At 70.3% G+C, this 19,510-nt stretch carries 14 protein-coding genes; 2 read left to right on the forward strand and 12 right to left on the reverse strand.

All coding sequences use genetic code 11. The features are described from left to right. The coding region (locus AC08ON_RS04250) for an MFS transporter (RefSeq protein ID WP_476616493.1) at nt 1–513 on the forward strand (513 nt) is incomplete at its 5' end. Nucleotides 514–654: 141 nt separating this feature from the next. Here AC08ON_RS04250 and AC08ON_RS04255 read toward each other — a convergent pair. From AC08ON_RS04255 to AC08ON_RS04300, 10 genes are all read right to left on the reverse strand, one after another. Further along, nucleotides 655–4,158 carry an Rne/Rng family ribonuclease gene (locus AC08ON_RS04255; protein WP_476616498.1) on the reverse strand — a complete coding sequence of 1,168 codons (3,504 nt, stop codon included), beginning with the start codon at nt 4,156–4,158 and terminating at the stop codon, nt 655–657. A gap of 441 nt (nt 4,159–4,599) precedes the next feature. Next, nucleotides 4,600–5,349, reverse strand: coding sequence for a TIGR03936 family radical SAM-associated protein (locus tag AC08ON_RS04260; RefSeq protein WP_476606691.1), 750 nt, complete (start codon nt 5,347–5,349; stop codon nt 4,600–4,602). Beyond that, entirely contained in the window at nt 5,333–7,372 is a 2,040-nt protein-coding gene (locus AC08ON_RS04265) for a TIGR03960 family B12-binding radical SAM protein (RefSeq protein WP_476606690.1), read from the reverse strand. Before AC08ON_RS04265 ends, AC08ON_RS04260 begins: the two co-directional genes overlap by 17 nt. Before the next feature lie 90 nt (nt 7,373–7,462). Continuing rightward, on the reverse strand, nt 7,463–8,698 hold the full coding sequence (gene rodA, locus AC08ON_RS04270) for a rod shape-determining protein RodA (protein ID WP_476606689.1): 1,236 nt from the start codon (nt 8,696–8,698) through the stop codon (nt 7,463–7,465). A gap of 115 nt (nt 8,699–8,813) precedes the next feature. Continuing rightward, a complete protein-coding gene (mrdA, locus tag AC08ON_RS04275; RefSeq protein WP_476616494.1) occupies nt 8,814–11,003 on the reverse strand; it encodes a penicillin-binding protein 2 in 2,190 nt (729 codons plus the stop codon). Continuing rightward, nucleotides 11,000–11,542 (reverse strand): rod shape-determining protein MreD, encoded by a 543-nt coding sequence (gene mreD / locus AC08ON_RS04280; RefSeq protein ID WP_011435657.1) that lies wholly within the window; start codon nt 11,540–11,542, stop codon nt 11,000–11,002. The genes mrdA and mreD overlap by 4 nt, the downstream gene beginning before the upstream one ends. 5 nt (nt 11,543–11,547) lie before the next feature. After that, a complete protein-coding gene (gene mreC, locus AC08ON_RS04285) occupies nt 11,548–12,513 on the reverse strand; it encodes a rod shape-determining protein MreC (protein WP_476606687.1) in 966 nt (321 codons plus the stop codon). Between the two features lie 138 nt (nt 12,514–12,651). Further along, complete coding sequence (locus tag AC08ON_RS04290; RefSeq protein WP_011435655.1) at nt 12,652–13,683, reverse strand: rod shape-determining protein; 1,032 nt, start codon at nt 13,681–13,683, stop codon at nt 12,652–12,654. A gap of 431 nt (nt 13,684–14,114) precedes the next feature. Further along, nucleotides 14,115–14,528 carry a nucleoside-diphosphate kinase gene (gene ndk / locus AC08ON_RS04295; RefSeq protein WP_011435654.1) on the reverse strand — a complete coding sequence of 138 codons (414 nt, stop codon included), beginning with the start codon at nt 14,526–14,528 and terminating at the stop codon, nt 14,115–14,117. A 172-nt stretch (nt 14,529–14,700) separates the two neighbouring features. Continuing rightward, the gene (locus tag AC08ON_RS04300; protein ID WP_476606686.1) at nt 14,701–16,131 is read right to left on the reverse strand and encodes a folylpolyglutamate synthase/dihydrofolate synthase family protein; all 1,431 of its coding nucleotides are present in this window, start codon (nt 16,129–16,131) and stop codon (nt 14,701–14,703) included. A 159-nt stretch (nt 16,132–16,290) separates the two neighbouring features. On the opposite strand from AC08ON_RS04300, the gene AC08ON_RS04305 reads away from it, so the two are divergent. Next, entirely contained in the window at nt 16,291–17,628 is a 1,338-nt protein-coding gene (locus AC08ON_RS04305) for a bifunctional folylpolyglutamate synthase/dihydrofolate synthase (protein WP_476616495.1), read from the forward strand. A gap of 59 nt (nt 17,629–17,687) precedes the next feature. Here AC08ON_RS04305 and clpX read toward each other — a convergent pair whose 3' ends face one another. Together clpX and AC08ON_RS04315 are read right to left on the reverse strand one after the other, a co-directional pair. Next, nucleotides 17,688–18,974 carry an ATP-dependent Clp protease ATP-binding subunit ClpX gene (clpX, locus tag AC08ON_RS04310; RefSeq protein ID WP_011435651.1) on the reverse strand — a complete coding sequence of 429 codons (1,287 nt, stop codon included), beginning with the start codon at nt 18,972–18,974 and terminating at the stop codon, nt 17,688–17,690. Between the two features lie 362 nt (nt 18,975–19,336). Then, the coding region (locus tag AC08ON_RS04315; protein WP_476606698.1) for an ATP-dependent Clp protease proteolytic subunit at nt 19,337–19,510 on the reverse strand (174 nt) is incomplete at its 5' end.

The following is a 19,510-nucleotide window of genomic DNA, read 5'->3' on the forward strand; positions in this document are numbered from 1 at the left end:
GCGCTGACCGTGCTGGTCGTCGTCGGTCTCACCCTCACGGCCTTCGCCGGCCTACCGCCCTGGGCAGGCGCCTGTTGGACGCTGGGCACCGCGGCCACGGCCGGATGGATCGCGCTGCGCAGGCGGGGTCCATCCGCGTGGGGATTGCCCGATTCCGGGATGAAGGGCCGGCCGTCCGGTGGTCTCGAGGCGGGAGACCCGGGAGAGGCGGGAGATCCGGGAGAGGCTGCCGATCCCGCCTACGCGGCCGATGAGCCGGTCCTACGCGGTCGGATGATCCCGAACCTCGCCGATCAGGACGATCTGGTGCAGTCGCTGACCATCGCCTCCTATGCCCTGCAGATGGGCGATCCAGGACGGGCCCGTCAGGCGGTCGAGGTAGCCTTGTCCCGTTCCCGGGCCACCCTCGATCTGCTACTGCGGGAGAATGCCGGCCGCGGGCTCGTGCGCCCGGGCCCGGCCGCCGGTCCGGGCCGGGCCGGGCCGAGTCGGGCCGGGCCGACCGCCGCCTGAACGGCCGGTCCGGCTCTCCGCCAGGCCTCGATCAGCTGGGGGCGCCCACGACGAGCGACCCAGCATCCCACGCCGGACGCCGCGGGGTCCTTCCGCTCCAGAGACAAGCTGGCGGACCAGTGGCACCGGATCTCTGGCGGGTCAGGCGCTCGGGGGTTCCGCCGAGGGCACGGACTCCAGCGACTCTGCCGGCTTGGACACCGGCCGGGAGGCCCGCCGTCGTCGGCCCCGGGCCGGTTTGCCCGCAGTGGACAAGGCGTTGTCCGCGGTCGCGAGGCTGTCGGGATCATCGGAGTTGGCGTACACCGGCGGCAGGGGCTCCTCGAAGCCGCCCGCGCCGGAGCCACCGCCAGCGGGCACATGCCCGTTCGACCCAGCTGGGGAACCGACTGCCCCGAGTCCCGGGGCGGCGGCAGCTGCGGCCCCGCCCGCCGGCCCCGCCGCGCTGTCGGCCGCATGCGCGGGCTCGGGCGCGAGCACCGTATCCGCGGCGGTGACGCCCGCGGTGGCTATCGCACCCTCGCCGGCCGTCACGGCGACGTTCTCCGCGGCGTCGGGCGTCGGTGATGCGGCAGATTCGATGGATCCGATGGATCCGATGGGTTCGCCAGGTCCGCCGGACGCCTCGGATTCGGATGCGGACGTGGGCTCGGCCAACGCGACGACGATGATCGCGGGGCTGTCGACGGCGCTCGTGGACGAGGCGCTCGTGGACGAGGAGCGGACCCGACGACCGGACCCGGACCCCTCAGTCGGCGCGGGCACCGCCACCGGAGTCGGCTGACCGGCACCGGACACGATGGTCCCGCTCGGCACGCCGGCTGCGGCGTGTGCACCGCTGCCGCCGTCGAGGTGGATGACCACCCCGCGGCCGTTGCAGTGCACGCACGGCTCGCTGTACGCCTCCAGCAGGCCCTGCCCCACCCGCTTGCGGGTCATCTGGACCAGCCCGAGGCTGGTCACCTCGGCGACCTGGTGCCGGGTACGGTCCCGGCCAAGGCACTCGGTGAGCCGGCGCAGGACCAGTTCTCGGTTGCTCTCCAGAACCATGTCGATGAAGTCGATGACAATGATGCCACCGATATCCCGCAGCCGCAGCTGACGGACGATCTCCTCGGCGGCTTCCAGGTTGTTCTTGGTGACCGTCTCCTCGAGGTTGCCGCCCTTGCCGGTGAACTTGCCCGTGTTGACGTCGATGACCGTCATCGCCTCGGTCCGGTCGATGACGAGCGATCCGCCCGAGGGCAGCCAGACCTTGCGGTCGAGGGCCTTGGCGAGCTGCTCGTCTACCCGGTACTCGGCGAAGACGTCACCGGTTCCGGTGTAGCGGCGGATCCGCGACCGCAGATCGGGAGCCACTGTGTCGATGTACTCCTCGATCGTGATGGCCTCACCCGAGCCCTGGACGACCAGCTCGGTGAAGTCCTCGTTGAAGATGTCCCGGATCACCCGGACGACCAGGTCCGGCTCGCCGTAGAGCAGCGAGGGCGCCGACGCCTTCTTCGCCTTGCGCTCGATGTCCTCCCATTGGGCGGCGAGCCGCTCGATGTCGCGTTCCAGCTCGGCCTCGCTGGCACCCTCGGCTGCGGTGCGCACGATGACCCCGCCGTCCTCGGGCGTGATTTTCTTCAGGATGCTCTTGAGCCGCGCTCGTTCGGTGTCCGGCAACTTGCGGCTGATCCCGGCGTTCTGTCCGTCCGGGACGAACACCAGGTACCGCCCCGGCAGACTGATCTGGCTGGTGAGCCGCGCGCCCTTGTGCCCGATCGGATCCTTGGACACCTGGACCAGGACCGACTGACCGGACTTGAGCACCTGCTCGATCTTGCGAGGCCGACCGTCCAGCCCGGATGCGTCGTAGTTGACCTCGCCGGCATAGAGGACGGCATTGCGTCCCTTGCCGATGTCGACGAAGGCCGCCTCCATGCTGGCCAGCACGTTCTGTACTCGGCCGAGGTAGACGTTGCCCGCATAGGACGACGAGCTCGCCCGGGTCACGAAGTGCTCGACGAGTACCCCGTCCTCCAGCACGGCGATCTGGGTGCGCTCCCCGGCGTGGCGGACGACCATCCGGCGTTCGACCGACTCCCGCCGGGCCAGGAACTCCGCCTCGGTGACGATCGGTGGCCGACGCCGACCACTGTCGCGGCCCTCCCGGCGCCGCTGACGCTTGGCCTCCAGACGGGTGGACCCGCTCAGCCCCCGGACCAGGTCCTCGTCCTTGCGGGTCTCCCGGACGTGGACGACCGTGTTCGGCGGGTCGTCGGCGAGCGCCGGCTCGTCGCCGCCGGCGCGACGGCGCCGCCGCCGCCGACGGCGGGCCCCTCCCAGCCGGTCGTCCTCGTCCTCACCGTCACGCTCGGCACTTTCCTCCGCCGCGCCGGGGGTCGTCTCGGCGCCCTCATCCGACGCGACGGCGGGCACCGACCCGGTTCCCTGCCCGGCCACGGACGAGCCGTCCACACCGTCCGTGTCCTGTGCCACACCCTCGCGACCCGTGTCGTCCGCAGCCGCAGCGCCGTCCTCCGGGCCGGACTCCACGCCGTCCTCGTCGCCCCGGGCCCGACCACGACCACGGCGACCACGGCGCCGACGGCGGGTGGAGGCCGAGCCGCCCCCATCCGGGTCGTCGTCGCATTCGCTGTCCTCCTCGCCGCCCGTGAGGCCGCCCATCGTGTCGGGATCGGTCGTGTCGGGATCGGTGGCCACGTCCGCCTCGTCCCGGGGGTGAGCCGGTGCCTCGGCATGCTGCCGCTCGGCGGACGGGAACGCCGTGCCCGCCACGGCGTCCACCGCGGTGGCGGCGGATCCGAGTTCGGCGGCACGCCGCCAGCGAGCCTCCACGACCGCCGGTTCGGGGGCCTGGAAGGTCACCATGGCGACCGGTCGCCGGAGCACGGGACGGATCATCGTCTCGACGACCGACTCGTTATGGATCCCGGCCCAGGTCGGAGCGGCCGCCCGCCTGGCCCTTGTCGCCGCGCTCCGGGTGCTGCCGGCCTCGGGCTCGGCAGAGCTCGACTCAGCAGAGCTCGACTCAGCGGTCGGCTCCCGGGCCGCCGGCTCGGCGACGCCGGGCTCGTCGGTCCCGGGCTGCGCGGACTCCGGTTCCGTGGGCCCAGGCGTGTCCGTAGGCCCGGATCTGTCCGTAGGCCCGGGCGTGTCGGGAGCCGACGCCACGGCGGCGGTCGAACCCGCGGGTACACCGACGGACCCGGTCGCACCGACATCCGGCATCGCCGGACCGAGGGTGGTCGCATCGGCAGGCCCGGCTGCGGCGGCAGGCCCCGCCGGGTCCGGCACCGCGGCAGCGGGCGTTATCAGTCCGGAGATGGCACGACGGGCCCTGGTCCGTTTCGGCTTCGCAGCGATGTCCGGCGATACGACGTCCCGCGGCGCGTCCTCGGCGGGAGGGGCGTCCTCGGCGGGAGGGGCAACCGGCACCTCGGTCACCTCACGCACCGCGCGGCGGCTGCGTGCCGCCCGGGTGCGCCGCGCCGGCACCGGTTCGGTGGCCTCCACCGTGTCGTCCCGGGCCGGGACGACAGTGACGGATTCGACGGTGGCGGGTTTATCGACCGGACCTGGTTCGCCGACCGGGGTGGTCGAGGGAGCGTCGGCTTCGGTGGTATCCGCCGGTTCCATCCTGGCCCTGGCGGAGCCGCGGGTCATCCGGGCGCGGGTGGTCGAACCGGCGTCCCGGCGACGGCGCCGGCCCTCGGCCGGCACCGAGGGTGCATCGCCGGAGGTCTCGTCTGGAAGGGGCCCGCCCGGGACCTGTGCGACGGCCGGGTCGTCCGGAACCGGATTCCCGGCTGGCGCCACATCGGTCACGTTCGGCCCGGCGGTGGCATGGTCGTCGACGGGTGGGCCTGCCGCTCGTCCCGCGGCCCTGCGCCTACGCGCCGCCGGTCGGGTGGGCTCGGATTCAGTCTGGATGGTCAGATCGTCGTCGGGCACGGGTTAAGAAGCCTCTCGGGCTCCCGGGCGCGCTGCTCATGCAGTCGCGACCGCGCAGAAGCCACTGTCTCGGTCCGGCGCGGGTACCGCCGGGGAATCCTGCGACGCCCTGCAACACGCTGAGGTTCAACCCACCAGCCGGCCAGCGCCGTTGCGGTCCTGCGCCAGCGGGTCCGCCACAGTGCCGTCTTCACACAGTCGGCCCTGTTCGAGCCGGGTGGGCTCGGGCGGCGCCGACGAGCGCAGGCCGGCTACCACGCCTAGGGCGGTCAGCACGTCGTCTGGTCGTACAGCGGGCGTCGTGTGCCGCACGACCATCTCCAGTATCGCACACGTGTCGTTCTCTGCGCGGCAAACGGCGGAGACCACTGCCGCGCGCACATCGAACCGTCGCCGGCCGTCCTTCGTCGCCCGCTCAACTTCGACCACGTCGCGGCGCAACAGCTCCCGCACGGCGGCGGAGACCTCCGGACCGGAGGCACCCGGCAACCGTACCGACCACCGCGAGGCGTCGATCCGCTCGGCGAGGCCGCCGCCTTCCGCCCGGTGGCACGCGAGCACGTCCAGCCCCGGCGGAAGAACGGCGTCCAGGCCGACCCGCAGCGCCTCCGGATCGACCGAGGCCGCCAGGGCCAGCTCGACGTATTCGGCCTCACTGGCCGCCCCGGTCGACGCGGCACCCAGCCACGAGATCCGCGGATGCGGACTGAATCCCGCCGAATAGGCCATCGGGACCCCGGCGCGGCGCAATGCGCGCTCGAACGTGCGCGCCACGTCCCGATGTGAGAGGAATCTCAGCCGGCCCCGCTTCGCGAAACGAAGTCGCACCCGTTCGACCACCGGCGGAGGCGGCGGCCCCTCAGGTCGCCGCGCCACTGCCCACCGGAGCCGGGGCGAGCCGCGGCGTGGTCGCAGGATCGGGTTGAATGGCCGGCTGCGGTCGCTCAGCCTGCCCGGACCCGGGGCCCTGGAGGTTCGACACCGCAAGCACGGGGAGCAGCCGACGTCCGGTCGGGCCGATCTGGGTGTCGGTGCCCATCGTCGGACAGACCCCGCAGTCGTAGCAGGGTGTCCAGCGACAGTCATCGAGCTCATTCCCGCTCAGCGCATCCTGCCAATCAGCCCACAGCCAGTCCCGGTCGAGGCCCGCGTCGAGGTGATCCCAGGCCAGTACCTCGCGTTCGTCACGCTCGCGGGTGGTGAACCAGTCCAGCGACACCCCCAGCGGTTCGAGCTCCGCCGCGCACGCGGACTCCCAGCGTTCGGACGAGAAGTACTCGTTCCAGCCGTCGAAGCGGCCGCCGTCTCGCCAGACCCGTTCGATCACCGCACCCACCCGGCGGTCACCGCGGGCCAGCAGGCCCTCGATGATGCCAGGCCGACCGTCGTGGTAACGGAAACCGATCGCCCGACCCACCTCACGATCGGCGCGCACAGCATCACGGAGCAGCTTCAGCCGGGCGTCGGTCACCTCGTGCGGCGCCTGCCCCACCCACTGAAACGGGGTGTGCGGCTTGGGCACGAATCCGCCAATCGACACGGTGCAGCGGATGTCGCGCTGCCCGCTGACCCGCCGACCGGCCCGGATGACCTCCCGGGCAAGGTCGGCGATCTCCAGCACGTCTTCGTCGGTCTCGGTCGGCAGGCCGCACATGAAATAGAGCTTCACCTGCCGCCAGCCGTGAGCGTAAGCGGTGCTGACGGTGCGGACCAGGTCCTCGGCACTGACCATCTTGTTGATGACCCGACGCAGCCGCTCGGAGCCGCCCTCGGGGGCGAAGGTCAGCCCGCTACGCCGGCCGTTACGGGAGAATTCGTTCGCGAGCGTGACGTTGAAGGCGTCCACCCGGGTGGACGGCAGACTCAACGAGACGTTGGCGCCCTCGTACCGGTCGGCGAGACCGGTGGCGATCTCGCCGATCTCGGTGTGGTCCGCGCTCGACAACGACAGCAGGCCGACCTCGGAGAAGCCGGTCACGCGCAGCCCCGCGTCGACCATAGCACCGATGGTGGCGATGTTGCGTTCACGCACCGGACGGGTGATCATCCCGGCTTGGCAGAACCGGCAGCCCCGGGTGCAGCCGCGGAAGATCTCCACGCTCATCCGCTCGTGCACCGTCTCGGCGAGCGGGACCAGCGGAGCCTTCGGATACGGCCAGGAGTCGAGATCGGACAGCGTGTGCTTGCTCGGCCGGGCCGGCACGTCGTCCCGGTTGCGGGTGACCGACCGGATACGGCCGTCGGGCCGGTAGGAGACGTCGTAGAACGCCGGCACGTACACCAGGCGCCGGCAGGCCAGCCGGTGCAACAGCTCGCCCCGGCCACCGGGACTCCCGGCCGCCTTCCAGGCGCGAACCACGTCGGTGATGCCCAGCACGGCCTGCTCGCCGTCGCCGAGCACGACGGCGTCGACGAACGTGGCGATCGGCTCGGGATTGAAGGCGGCATGCCCCCCCGCGACAACCAGCGGATCGGCGTCGGTGCGCTCGGCCGCGTGCAACGAGATCCCGGCAAGATCGAGTGCCGTCAGCAGGTTGGTATACCCGAGTTCGGTGGCGAAGCTGACGCCCAACAGGTCGAAATCGCCCACCGCGCGGTGGGCGTCCACCGTGAACTGCGGCAGCCCGTGCTCGCGCAGCAACGCTTCCAGGTCCGGCCACACCGAGTAGGTGCGCTCGGCGAGCACATCCGGCTGCTCGTTGAGGATCTCGTACAGAATCTGTAGTCCCTGGTTGGGCAGGCCGATCTCGTAGGCGTCCGGATACATCAGGCACCAGCGGACGGCCGCGGAGTCCCAGGGTTTGACCGTGGAGTTGCCTTCGCCTCCGACGTACTGCACGGGCCTTCGCACCCGCGGGAGCAGCGGCTCCAGGCGAGCGAACAGCGACTGTCCGGACATGCATGCGAGCCTACGGCACGCGCCAGGTCCACCTCGACGCTCGGCCGACCCGGGAAGCGCCACCGACCCGGGAAGCGCCGCCGAGCGAGCTCAGGAGGCATACGGGTCCGATCGGGATCGCAGCCGCACGTTCTGCAGGAGTCCGACAGCAATCATGTTCGCGAACATCGACGAACCGCCGTAGGAGAGAAAAGGCAACGGCAGGCCGGTGACCGGCATGATGCCCAGGCACATGCCGATGTTGACGAACGCCTGGAAGGTGAACCAGGAGACGACCCCGGTGGCGACGAGCGCGCCGAAGGAGTCCTGCGAACCGAAGCCGATCGACAGGGCCCGCCACAGAACCACGCCGAGCAACACGATGATTCCGCCAGCCCCGAGATATCCCAGCTCCTCCCCCGCGACACTGAACACGAAGTCCGTCTGCTGTTCCGGGACGAACTGGCCCTGGGTCTGCTGGCCGTGCAGCAGGCCCCGTCCGGAGATTCCGCCGTTGGCGATCGCGATCATCGCCTGGTCGACGTTGTAGCCCGTGCCGGACGATGCCTTGTTCTCGGAGACGAACGAGGTCAGCCGGGCCTCCTGGTACGGCTTCAGGAGATGGAACTGGAGGATCGCGCCGCCGAACAGCACACCGCAGAGGATCAGCCCCAGCGCCCATCGGCGCGGCGCGCCGCTGACCGCCAGCATGCCGAGGGTGGTGAAGACCAGAACCATGACGGTACCGAAGTCCGGCTGCAACATAATCAAGCCAATCGGGACCACGGCGAGCCCGAGCACGAGCAGCACGTCACCGTGGCCAGGAGCGCCGCGCCGGACTCCCGTGTGCCGGTCCTCGTGTTTCTCACCGAGGATCATCGCCGCGCCGACCACGAGCGCCATCTTGGCGAACTCGGACGGCTGCAGCTGGAAGCCGGCAGGCAGCACAATCCACGAGTGCGCGCCGTTGATCGTCGAACCGAACAGGAGTACCGCGACAAGCCCGACGAGCGAGCCGAGATAGACGAAGGGCGCGTAGGCCCGCACCGCCCGGTAGTCGATGACGGTCGCAACCGCGCCGAGCACCAGCCCGATGGCCAGGTTCAGTAGGTGCCGATCGAGGAAGGTGTTGGGATCACTGCCCGCCTCGCTGAGCCGCTGGCGGGTCGCCGACCAGACCAGCAGAGCACCGAGAACAGACAACGCGATGACGCAGAGCTGCAGCGGCCAGTCGAGCCGGCGCAGCGGCGAGTGGGGTCCGGAAGCCCTCTCCCGCAGGTGCCCGATCCGCCCCCGGATGGGCACCGGAGACGATCGAAGTGCGGTGGGTCCCGCTTCGTCTACCACTGCGCCTCCCGCCACCACCGTCACGCCGACACGACATTCACGTCCTGGGGCTCCCACCCCATCCCGAGACCCCGCCCCCATCCCGAGGCGCCGTCCTCACGGCACGAGGTGGCCGTCAGGGCGGCGCCCGGCCCGTCGCCGTCGCGCCCGCGCCGCTGGTGCCGGGCAGGGGAGCGGCCGGGCCCGGCGCCGATCCGGCCGGCGAGGCCGGCGTCGCGGGGGCGGGCTGCGGTGACGCCGCCGCGATCGTCCCGTCCCGGTTGAGCTTCGGCAGCCCGGCAGGCGGTTTCCCACCCGGCATCGCCGCCGGCCGACCGACACCGTAGATTGCCTGGTAGATCTGTTTGGCCACCGGAGCCGCGAACTCCGCGCCGGTCCCGGAGTCCGGGATGGTGACCACGACGGCGAACTGGGGGTCGTTCGCCGGCGCGAAGGAGGCAAACCAGGAGGTGTCCCCTTTACCCTCAACCTCGGCGGTCCCGGTCTTCGCCGCGATCGGGACGACGTCGCTCGGCCAGTCCGCGAAGACGCCGGTGGCGGTGCCCCCGCCCTCCGTCGTCACCCCGCGCAGGCTGTCCCGGATGTAGGGGAGGTTCTCCGGTGAGACCGGCAGCGTCCCGGCCCGGCGCGGCGCGAAGGTCCTGACGACCTTGCCGTCCGGGGACACGGTGGCCTTGGCGAGGGTGGGCTTGTACAGGGTGCCGCCATTGGCGATGGCCGCGTAGGCGACGGCGAGCTGCAGCGGGCTCAGCGACAGGTACTGGCCCTGGCCGATCGCGAACTGGGTGGCGGCACCGGCGTTGTACAGGTAGCCGTCAACGCACGCCTCGGCGGCGTACTTGCGGTACCGCTCGGCCTTGGCCGGGTCGGGTTCCTCCGGGTAGCCGTTCTTGGCCCGCCGGCAGTAGGAGTCCTTGAGCTCCGCCCAGATCGCCTTGGCGCCGGCGCGGTCGACGACGGAGCCCCGCGTCTCGCCGGGCAGATCCAGCCCGGTGGTCCGGCCGAAGCCCATCGCCTGGGCCATCTTGACGAAGTATTCTTTCGGGGGGGAGTAGGGCCCACGGCCGTTACGCAGCCCGCCGTCCGCGAGCCAGGCGTCATAGGCGAACTTGTCGAAGATGACGTCACAGGAAATGACCAGCGCCTGGTGCAGGGTGATCGGACCGGCCGACTCGCCGTCGAAATTGTGGAAGACCTGGTCACCGATCTGCAGGCTGGGCGCGCAGTCGTAGCGGTCGTTTCCCTTGGCGCCCAGGTTCTGCATCGCGACGGCAGTGGAGATGGCCTTGAAGGTGGAGCCGGCCGGCCCCGACCCCTGGTAGGCCCGCGAGAGCAGCGGGATGCCGTTCGCGGGATCGGACAGCGCCCGGTAATCGCTCTCCGAGACCCCACCGCTAAAGACCGACGGGTCGTAGGACGGCAGGCTCGCCATCGCGATCACCCCGCCGGTGCGCACGTCCAGCACAACCGCGGAGGCGGTGCGCGGGCCACCCCCGAACTTCTTGATTGTTTCCGTCAGCGCCTGCTCGACCGCCTGCTGCACGTCGAGGTCGAGGTTGAGCACCAGATGGTCACCGCTGAGCGGCGCGATGGTCGACGCGGTACCGGCCACCCGGCCGAACCGGTCCACCTCCAGGCGTTCCACCCCGTCGGTGCCGCGCAGCTCGTCGTCATAGGTGCTCTCCAGACCGGCGACGCCGATCAGGCTGTTGAGGTGGTAGCCCTTCTCATCCCCCTGCTTGTCGAGCTGGTCCTGACTGACCGGCGCGAGATAGCCCAGCTCGTGCGCGGCCAGCGCGCCATGCGGGTACTCACGGACGGCCTGCAGGTCGGCGGAGACACCGGGGAAGCGGTCGGGATGTTCGATGACGGCGAGGGCCTGCCGCGGACTGACGTCCTTGGCGACCGGTACCGGCTGGTAGGGCGATCCGTTCCAGCAGGGCGGCTTCACCTGGGCGCTACAGAACCGGATTCGCCGGGCGAGCTCGTCCGCGGGGGTGCCGATCACCGCGGCGAGGCGGGCGAGGACGGCCCTGCCCTGGTCGGCCTGCCGATCCGTGGTCGACCGGTTCACCGAGATGACCAGCGACGTACGGTTTCGGACGAGGGCCTGCCCCTTGTCGTCAAGGATCATCCCCCGGGTCACGGGCGTCACCACCTCGCGGACCCGGTTGGTCTCGGCAACCCGGCGGTAACGGTCACCGTCCAGGATCTGGAGCACCCACAGCCGCGCGCCGAGTGTGATGAGCAGGGAGACGACCAGCACGCGCAGCAGCAGGACACGGACCCGCATCCGGTCGTTCACCGCGGCTCCCGCCGTCGACCGCCGGCCAGCCGCCGGGAGCCCGCGAGCAGCAACGGGAACAGGAACGGGGTGAGCAGGAGGGCGTAGACACCGGCTACCAACGCCCGCAGCACAGCCTGACCTCCCGTCAACGCCGCCTCACCGAGGATCGAGGTGGTGGCGGCGTATCCGAGAGTGCCCAGCACACTCGCCCCACCAATCGCCGCCAGGGGAACCACCACCGACCGCTCCGCCGCATCCATCGCCAGTCCGACAGCGTAACCAATCAGACACAAAACGAGAGCAGTCTGACCGAGGACATGGCTGGAGGACAGATCGGCCAGCAATCCCGCCACGAAGCCGGCGACCGCGCCGAGCAGTGGCCCCTCGATCAGCGCGATCGCTGCCAACAGAACGAGCATGAGGTCAAGCCGGCCACCGGGCAGACCCAGCCGGGCGATCACGGAGACCTGGAGGATCAGGGCGACGGTCAGGAGCACGACCGCGGCCACGACGGCGCGCCCGCGCAGGGTCTCCTCAGGGCCGGCGATGCCCCACATCACGCTCAACCCGCTCCGCCCCCGACGCCGGATGCCGCCCCGGCCAATGATCCCCCCACCGGCGACCCAGCGGTGGGTGACAGCAGGGCCGGTGGAACGGACGCGGCAGGCTCGGTCGGCACCGGCCTGGGCTTCAGCACCCGGTCGCCGGGGTCGGCCGGTGGCTTGCCGACCACCACCCCGACCAGGTCCAGGGTACCGACCGACGCGTACGGTTTGACCTCGGCGGTCCGCGACAGACCATCGACGTCGGTGACCTTGGTGACCACACCGATCGGGACGCCGGCGACGTAGTCGAGACTGCCGAAGGTGACCATCCGATCACCCTTCTGCACCCGATATGAGGCGTCGTACAGCGTGAAGGTCAACGTGCCCGGTCCCTGCCCACCGGTCACGGCACCGAGCAGCTGGGTGCGTTCGAGCCGTGCTCCGATGTGACTACCCGGGTCGCAGGCCAGCCGGACGATTGCGGTGTGCTCGGTCACGCCGGACACCGTGCCGACCAGCCCGTCGGCATTGAGCACGGTCTTGTCGACCACGATGCCGTCGGCCCTGCCGGCGTTGATGGTGACGGTCCAGTCCGTCCCCGTAACGTCACCGACCGCAATCACCTTCGCCGGCACGATGGTGTACTGGCCCTTGTCCGCCAACAACCGGAGGTCGGCGAGTTCGGTCGACATCCGGCCGATCTCGGTGTCGTCGGCGATCTGGCGGCGCAGGCGGGCGTTCTCCTCCGCGAGTCGATCCGCCCGGTCGTGATAGCGGTTCGGATGCGTCAGGGAGGAGGCGGTCCGGCCAATCGGGCGGGTGACCGTCGTGACGCCGTTCTCGACCCCCCCGAAGATCGAGTGCAGAACCCCACGTGCTCCAGTGGCCGATCTTCCGGTCCGGTAGTCCAAGGTGATCAGGGTGAAGGCGATGATGAGCAGGGCGACGATCACCAGGCGGGATCGCCTCGTGCCACGGCCCACAACACCCTCCGAACACACTCTTATGCGATCCGGTGCCGCGTGGCGACGGCCACGCGGCACCAGGCACCGCTCCGGCTATATCCAATGGGAAGGGATCGGTCCAATGGGAAGGGATCGGCAAAGGCCCTGCGCAAGCGCCTAGCGCCGCGGCTCGGAGATCAGTACCTGCTGTAGGGCCTCGAACTCCTCCACGCACTTACCCGACCCCATTGCAACCGAATGCAGCGGATTCTCCGCGATGTGGATCGGCATGCCGGTCTCCTGCCGCAGCCGCTCGTCGAGACCGCGCAGCAGCGCCCCGCCGCCGGTGAGGACGATGCCGCGGTCCATGATGTCGCCGGAGAGCTCCGGCGGGCAGCGGTCGAGGGTTACCTTCACCGCGTCGATGACCGCGTTGACCGGATCCTCGATCGCCTTGCGGATCTCCTCCGCGGTCACCACGATCGTCTTCGGCAGTCCGGTGATCAGGTCACGCCCACGGATCTCGGCGCTGGGCTCGTCGGGAACCTTGTGCGCCGACCCGATCGCCATCTTGATCTCCTCGGCGGTGCGTTCGCCGAGCATCAGCGAGTACTCCTTCTTGACGTAGGAGATGATCGCGACGTCGAGTTCGTCCCCGGCGGTACGGATCGACTGGCTGGTGACAATGCCGCCCAGTGAGATCACGGCGACCTCGGTGGTGCCCCCGCCGATGTCCACGACCATGTTGCCGGTCGGCTCGTGCACCGGCAGACCAGCGCCGATCGCCGCGGCCATCGGCTCCTCAATGATGTAGACCTTGCGGGCGCCGGCCTGATAGCCGGCGTCCTTCACGGCCCGCTGTTCCACGCCCGTGATGCCGGAGGGCACGCATACGACCAGCCTGGGCTTGGCGAAATGGCGCCGCCGGTGCACCTTCTGGATGAAGTAGCGCAGCATCCGCTCGGTCGTCTCGAAGTCGGCGATGACGCCGTCCTTCAGCGGCCGCACGGCCACCACGTTGCCGGGCGTCCGGCCGATCATCCGCTTGGCGTCGGTTCCGACGGCGAGGATGCCCGAGGTGGTGGTATTGATCGCGACCACGCTCGGTTCGTTGAGGACGATCCCGCGGCCACGCACGTACACCAGCGTGTTGGCGGTACCGAGGTCGACGGCCATGTCACGACCGAGGAACGACAGCGAACTGGACATCGTCGGGTACCGACCTTCCCGGGGGATGCGGTTCTGGCCGCCTCCGGCGCGACCGACAGGCACGGCCTACCGAGGAGCCGGAGAAGCGCGTGGAACACGTACAGAGTTCGTAGATCGGACAGGACGACCCGGGCGCCCACCGGGAATTCGACCACGGCCACCGACCACGACCCTGTCGGTTACCGCGACCCACCGGACACGCTCCGGGCAAGTACTTGAAGGGTAGACCGACACCGGGCCCCTCGCCGCCCCGGTCGGTGATGGGCCGGTTTCGTGTCACCCTTGGGCCGGAACCCCCCTGCGCACACCCATGAGTCACGAGGGCGACACGCCCACGGTCCAGGCCAGGCCAGGAGAGGCCACCCGAAATCCGACCGGAGGCGTCTCGATGCGTCTCGGGAACGCCCCGGTCGGTGTGAACGGCTACGCGGTCAGCTCAGGCCCGGGAAGAAGAGATCGATCTCCCGCTTGGCGGACTCCGGCGAGTCCGAGCCGTGCACGAGGTTCTGGCCGATCTCCAGCGCGTAGTCCCCACGCAGCGAGCCGGGCGCGGCCTTGACCGGATCGGTTGCGCCGATCAGCCCACGCGACGCCTCCACCGCACGCGGCCCCTCGGCCACGAGGGCCACCAGCGGCCCGGAGGTGATGAAGTCGACCAGTTCACCGAAGAACGGCTTGCTGGCGTGCTCGCCGTAGTGCGTCTCGGCGACGGACCGCTCCAACGTGCGCAGTTCGAGCGCCACCAGAGTGAGCCCCTTGCGCTCGAGCCGGCCGACGACCTCACCGACGAGGCCACGGCTGACGCCATCGGGCTTGACCAGGATGAGGGTGCGCTCGACGGACACGGTACTCCTTCTCGATCATCGACTTCGTCGTCCTCGACGAGGGACCCGAGGATCCCTCGCCAACCTACAGGGTGCCCACGTCCGCACCGTGACGGGACCGCGGCGTCCCGGGAACGCCCCGCAACCGCATCAGGAACGCGTCGGGAACATGTCGGAAAAACCCAGGAGGACGTCACGGACGCAGCAACGCCCGGGCCCGACCCACGACGGAGGCCGAACCGGTAACCACCACGCCGGCGCCACCCAGATCGGTGTCCTCCTCGGCGAGGCGCACCCCGGCGTCGAGCGCGTCGTCCAACCGGGGTACGACCTCCACCCGGTCGGAGCCGAAGACACCCACGGCGACTGCGGCGAGACCGTCGACCGGCAGCGATCCGGGCCCAGCACCAGCGGTGACCACCACCGTGTTCAGGACCGGCTCCAGGACGGCCAGGAGCTCCGCCGCATCCCGCTCGGCGGCACCGTCCCGCTCGCCACCACCGTCCCGCTCGGCGGCACCGTCCCGAGCGGCGGCACTCTCGGCCTCGCGCTCGATGGCGATGACCCCGACAAGGACGTCGAAGGTGAACGCCTCGTCGAGCGCCGCGGCCAGCGCGCCCGCCGCCACAGGCGAGCCGGCCACGTCAAGAATGATCGTCGGGGACCGGCGGACGACCTCCAGCCGGCCCCGGGAGTCCGCCTCGGCAAAACCGGCGCGGACCGCATCGACGTCGAGTTGGTTGCGCCCGCCGCCGAGGAACGCCTCGACCGCGGCCAGCGCGACCGCCGCGTTATGGGCCTGATGCGCGCCGTGCAGCGGCAGGAAGATCTCCTCGTAGGTGCCGCCCAGCCCCTTCAGTATGATCATCTGCCCCCCGACGGCCACCTGCCTGCCGAGTACACCGAACTCCAGCCCCTCCCGGGCGACCATCGCCCCGGTCTCGGCGGCGCGCCGCAGCAGCGCCTGCGCGGCGGGCAGGACCTGCTGGGCCAGCACGACCAGGGTGCCGGCGCGGATGACTCCCGCTGTCCGCGCGGTGATCCGGTCCAGGACCGCCGCCGGCTCCCACTCGCCCACCGCCACGGGGGTGACGACCGACACCGGCGCGTCGAGCAGTGCGCTCAGCTCGCCGGCGTCGTCCCAGCCGGACTCGATCACGGCGAGGTCGGCGGGGGCGTCGGCGAAGGCGGCGAAGGCCACGGCGGCAAGCAGCTCGAAGGCGCTCAGCCGGCCGTCATCCTCGATCAGCGGCAGGTACGGCGCGATATCGGCGTAGGCGCGGCCGAGGACGTCGGGATCGATCGTGGCGTCGGCCAACCCCACCCGCTGCTCGGCCCCGAGCCAGCCCGGCGAACTCAACGATCCCGCGCGGATGCCGAACGAGTGCAGCAGTGCGGTGATCGCGGACACCGTGGAGCTCTTCCCCACCGAACCGGTCACCACGATGCTCGGAAGGGCCCGCTGCGGCTGGCCGAGCAGATCCAGCAGACGGCGCAGCCGGTCGAAGCCCGGGCGGGCGCGGATGTCGCGGCGCTGGGAGTACTCGGCCGCGAACGCGCGTGGACCCTCCCGCTCGTGATCAGAAGCATGGGTGGTTCCGGCGGTCCCGGCAGCGCCTGTCACATCCCCGATGGTACGGCCCGATGGGACGGGTCCACCGGGTTCACTCCCGCCTACGCAGGTGCCCACGCCTGTACCCGCGCTCCCCCGCAAAGGACGCGTCCGGCGCACCTGTCCGCGGACTACTGTCGACCCCAGGTCGAAGGAGGGCGAAACCAGCCGGTGAAGTGGAACCAACCTGTGAAGTGGACGTACGAGTCGGCGTGGGCCGCCCTGAACAACACGGTGGATCTCGAGAAGCAGACGATGCCGGCAGGTCGGCCGGTGCCGAGCCTTGCCCGGATGCGGGAGCTGGCGGGCCGGCTCGGGGATCCGCACCGGGCGGTTCCGCTGATCCACCTGACCGGCACGAACGGCAAGACCTCGACGGCGCGGATCATCTCGGCGCTGCTGGACGCGGCGGGGCTGCGGGTGGGGCTGTACACCAGTCCGCATCTGGAGCAGGTGAACGAGCGTCTGGTCGTCGACGGCCGACCGATCGGCGACGAGGAGTTCGGACGCTGTGTGGGCACCGTCCTGGACGCGGCCGCCCCGATGAGTGGACGGCCCACCTTCTTCGAGCTGCTGACGGCCACCGCCTTCCGATGGTTCGCCGACCTGGCCGTCGACGTCGCCGTGGTCGAAGTGGGCCTGCTCGGTCGCTGGGACGCCACGAACATCGCCGATGGGCGAGTCGCGGTCGTCACCAGTATCGGCGCGGATCATCTGGACTACGCCGGGAGTATGGCGGGCGTGGCCCGCGAGAAGGCCGGGATCGTCAAGCCCAGCAGTCACCTGGTGCTCGGCGAGGTGGACCCCCGCTTCGACGACATCTTCACCCGGACCCCGGCCACGGACGTCCTGCGGCTGGGTCGGGACTTCACCGCGGTCGCCGGCCACCCGGACGCGGCGGGTCGACGGGGCGGTTTCCGCACCCCGCAGGCGCGCTACGACGACGTGCGGCTGTCCCTGCACGGTGCCTATCAGGATGCCAACGCGGCGTGCGCCCTGGCCGCCGTGGAGACCTTCGTCGGTCATTCCCTCCCCGACGTCGTGGTCCGGGCCGGTCTCGGGGGCGTCCGGGCGCCGGGACGCCTGGAAATCGTGCGCGCACAGCCGCTGTGCGTGCTTGACGGGGCGCACAACCCGGCAGCGGGCGCGGCGCTCGCCCGGTCCCTGCGTGAGGAGTTCCCCGGGCGAGAGTGGACCGTCGTCTACGGGGCGCTGCGCGGTCACGACTACGAGGGGACTCTCGCGGAACTGCGCCACCAACCGATCAGCTCGCTAATCGCCTGCGAACCGGCGTCACCGCGGGCCATCCGCGCCGAGCACCTGGTCTCCGCGGCGCGGGCGCGGGCGATGCCGGCCCACGCCGCATCCGACGTCGGCTGCGCCGTCCGCCACGCCCTGCGGGACGCGGCGGGGCCGGGTGGGGCGATCCTGGTGACCGGGTCCTTCTACCATCTGGCTGAGGCCCGCCGGACCCTGACCGCGCTGGACCCGACGCACGGAATGCACTGAGTGACCCGACGCGCGGGCCGGCCGCGCCGAGTCGCACGGGACGCGCCGAGTGGGCGCCGTCAGGCCGACTTCTCCTGGCGGGGAGCCCGCTTGGACACGACGTCGCGCGGGACCAGCGTCGGATTGACGTGCTCCAGCACGACCTCGCGGGTGACGACGACCCGGGCCACATCCTTGCGGCTCGGGATGTCGTACATCACCGAGAGCAGGACCTCTTCCATGATCGCCCGCAGCCCACGGGCACCGGTCCCACGCAGGATCGCCTGGTCCGCGATGGCCTCGAGCGCGTCCGAGGTGAAGTCGAGGTCGACGCTGTCCAGCTCGAACAGCCGCTTGTACTGGCGGACGAGGGCGTTCTTCGGCTCGGTGAGGATGCGGATCAGCGCCTCACGATCCAGGTTGGACACGCTGGTGATCACCGGGAGCCGGCCGATGAACTCCGGAATCATGCCGTACTTCAGCAGGTCCTCGGGCATGATGTCGCCGAAGACGTCGGATCCGTCCGGGTCGTCCTTGCCGTGCAGTACGGCGCGGAACCCCAGCGACTTCTTGCCGATCCTCGACTCGATGATCCGGTCGAGCCCGGCGAACGCCCCGCCCACGATGAACAGCACGTTCGTCGTGTCGATCTGGATGAACTCCTGATGCGGGTGCTTGCGCCCGCCCTGTGGCGGCACGCTGGCCGTGGTGCCTTCGAGGATCTTCAACAGGGCCTGTTGCACGCCCTCACCGGACACATCCCGCGTGATGCTCGGGTTCTCCGACTTCCGGGCGATCTTGTCGACCTCGTCGATGTAGATAATCCCGGTCTCGGCCTTTTTGACGTCATAGTCGGCGGCCTGAATGAGTTTGAGCAGAATGTTCTCGACGTCCTCCCCGACGTAGCCCGCCTCGGTCAGCGCGGTGGCGTCGGCGATGGCAAACGGGACGTTGAGCATGCGCGCGAGAGTCTGGGCGAGCAGCGTCTTGCCGCAGCCCGTCGGCCCGAGCAGCAGGATGTTGCTCTTCGCGAGCTCGACCTCGCCCTTGCTCCCGTCACCGCTGGATCCGCCCGCCTGGACCCGCTTGTAGTGGTTGTAGACCGCGACGGAGAGGGTCTTCTTCGCCGTCTCCTGCCCCACCACGTAACTGTCGAGGAACTCGTAGATCTCGCGCGGCTTGGGCAGTTCGTCCCATTTGAGCTCGGAGGATTCGGACAGCTCCTCCTCGATGATCTCGTTGCAGAGATCGATGCACTCGTCGCAGATATAGACGCCAGGGCCGGCGATGAGCTTCTTCACCTGCTTCTGCGACTTACCGCAGAACGAGCACTTGAGCAGGTCACCGCCATCACCGATGCGTGCCACCGAGGACTCAGTCCCTTCGTCCAGACGATGGTGTCGCCTGCATGTCAGGGGCGGTTGACACCGCCCAGTCGTCGCGTGTCTGCCTGCAACCATCCCCGTGGGGACGGTACCCCGCCGAGCCGTCCGGTGAGAGCCCAATCGCTCGGCTCATACCGGTCAGCCTACGATCACCTTGGCCGTCCTCGCCCGTCCACGCAGTCCCATTAGGCCATCGCGTCACGGACGAGAACCGCTGACCGGGTTTCACCGCGTCGGCGCGTCGGGTGTGGTAGCGGCCGACGGCCGACGACCGCATGCCGGCCTCACGAGACGTCACGCCTCGCGAGGCTCCGACCGCGGGCTCGGACCGCCGGCCCGGCACCTCAGCGAGCGGTGGCGAGCCGGGAGGACTTCCGGGTCTTGATGACCTCGTCGATCAGGCCGTACTCCTTGGCCTCGTCGGCGCTGAAGATCTTGTCACGCTCGATGTCCTTGCGGATGTCCTCTTCCTTCTTGCCGGTGTGGACCGCGAGCATCCGCTCCAGCAGAGAGCGCAT

Source organism: Frankia sp. CoWAU3, from assembly GCF_977971855.1.

Excerpts from the sequence above, each read along its gene's own strand:
- AC08ON_RS04265 (WP_476606690.1), bottom strand. The coding sequence starts at position 7,372 with ATGTCCGGACAGTCGCTGTTCGCTCGCCTGGAGCCGCTGCTCCCGCGG.
- mreD (WP_011435657.1), bottom strand. The coding sequence starts at position 11,542 with ATGTGGGGCATCGCCGGCCCTGAGGAGACCCTGCGCGGGCGCGCCGTC.
- AC08ON_RS04255 (WP_476616498.1), bottom strand. The coding sequence starts at position 4,158 with ATGGAACCGGCGGATACCACCGAAGCCGACGCTCCCTCGACCACCCCG.
- AC08ON_RS04290 (WP_011435655.1), bottom strand. The coding sequence starts at position 13,683 with ATGTCCAGTTCGCTGTCGTTCCTCGGTCGTGACATGGCCGTCGACCTC.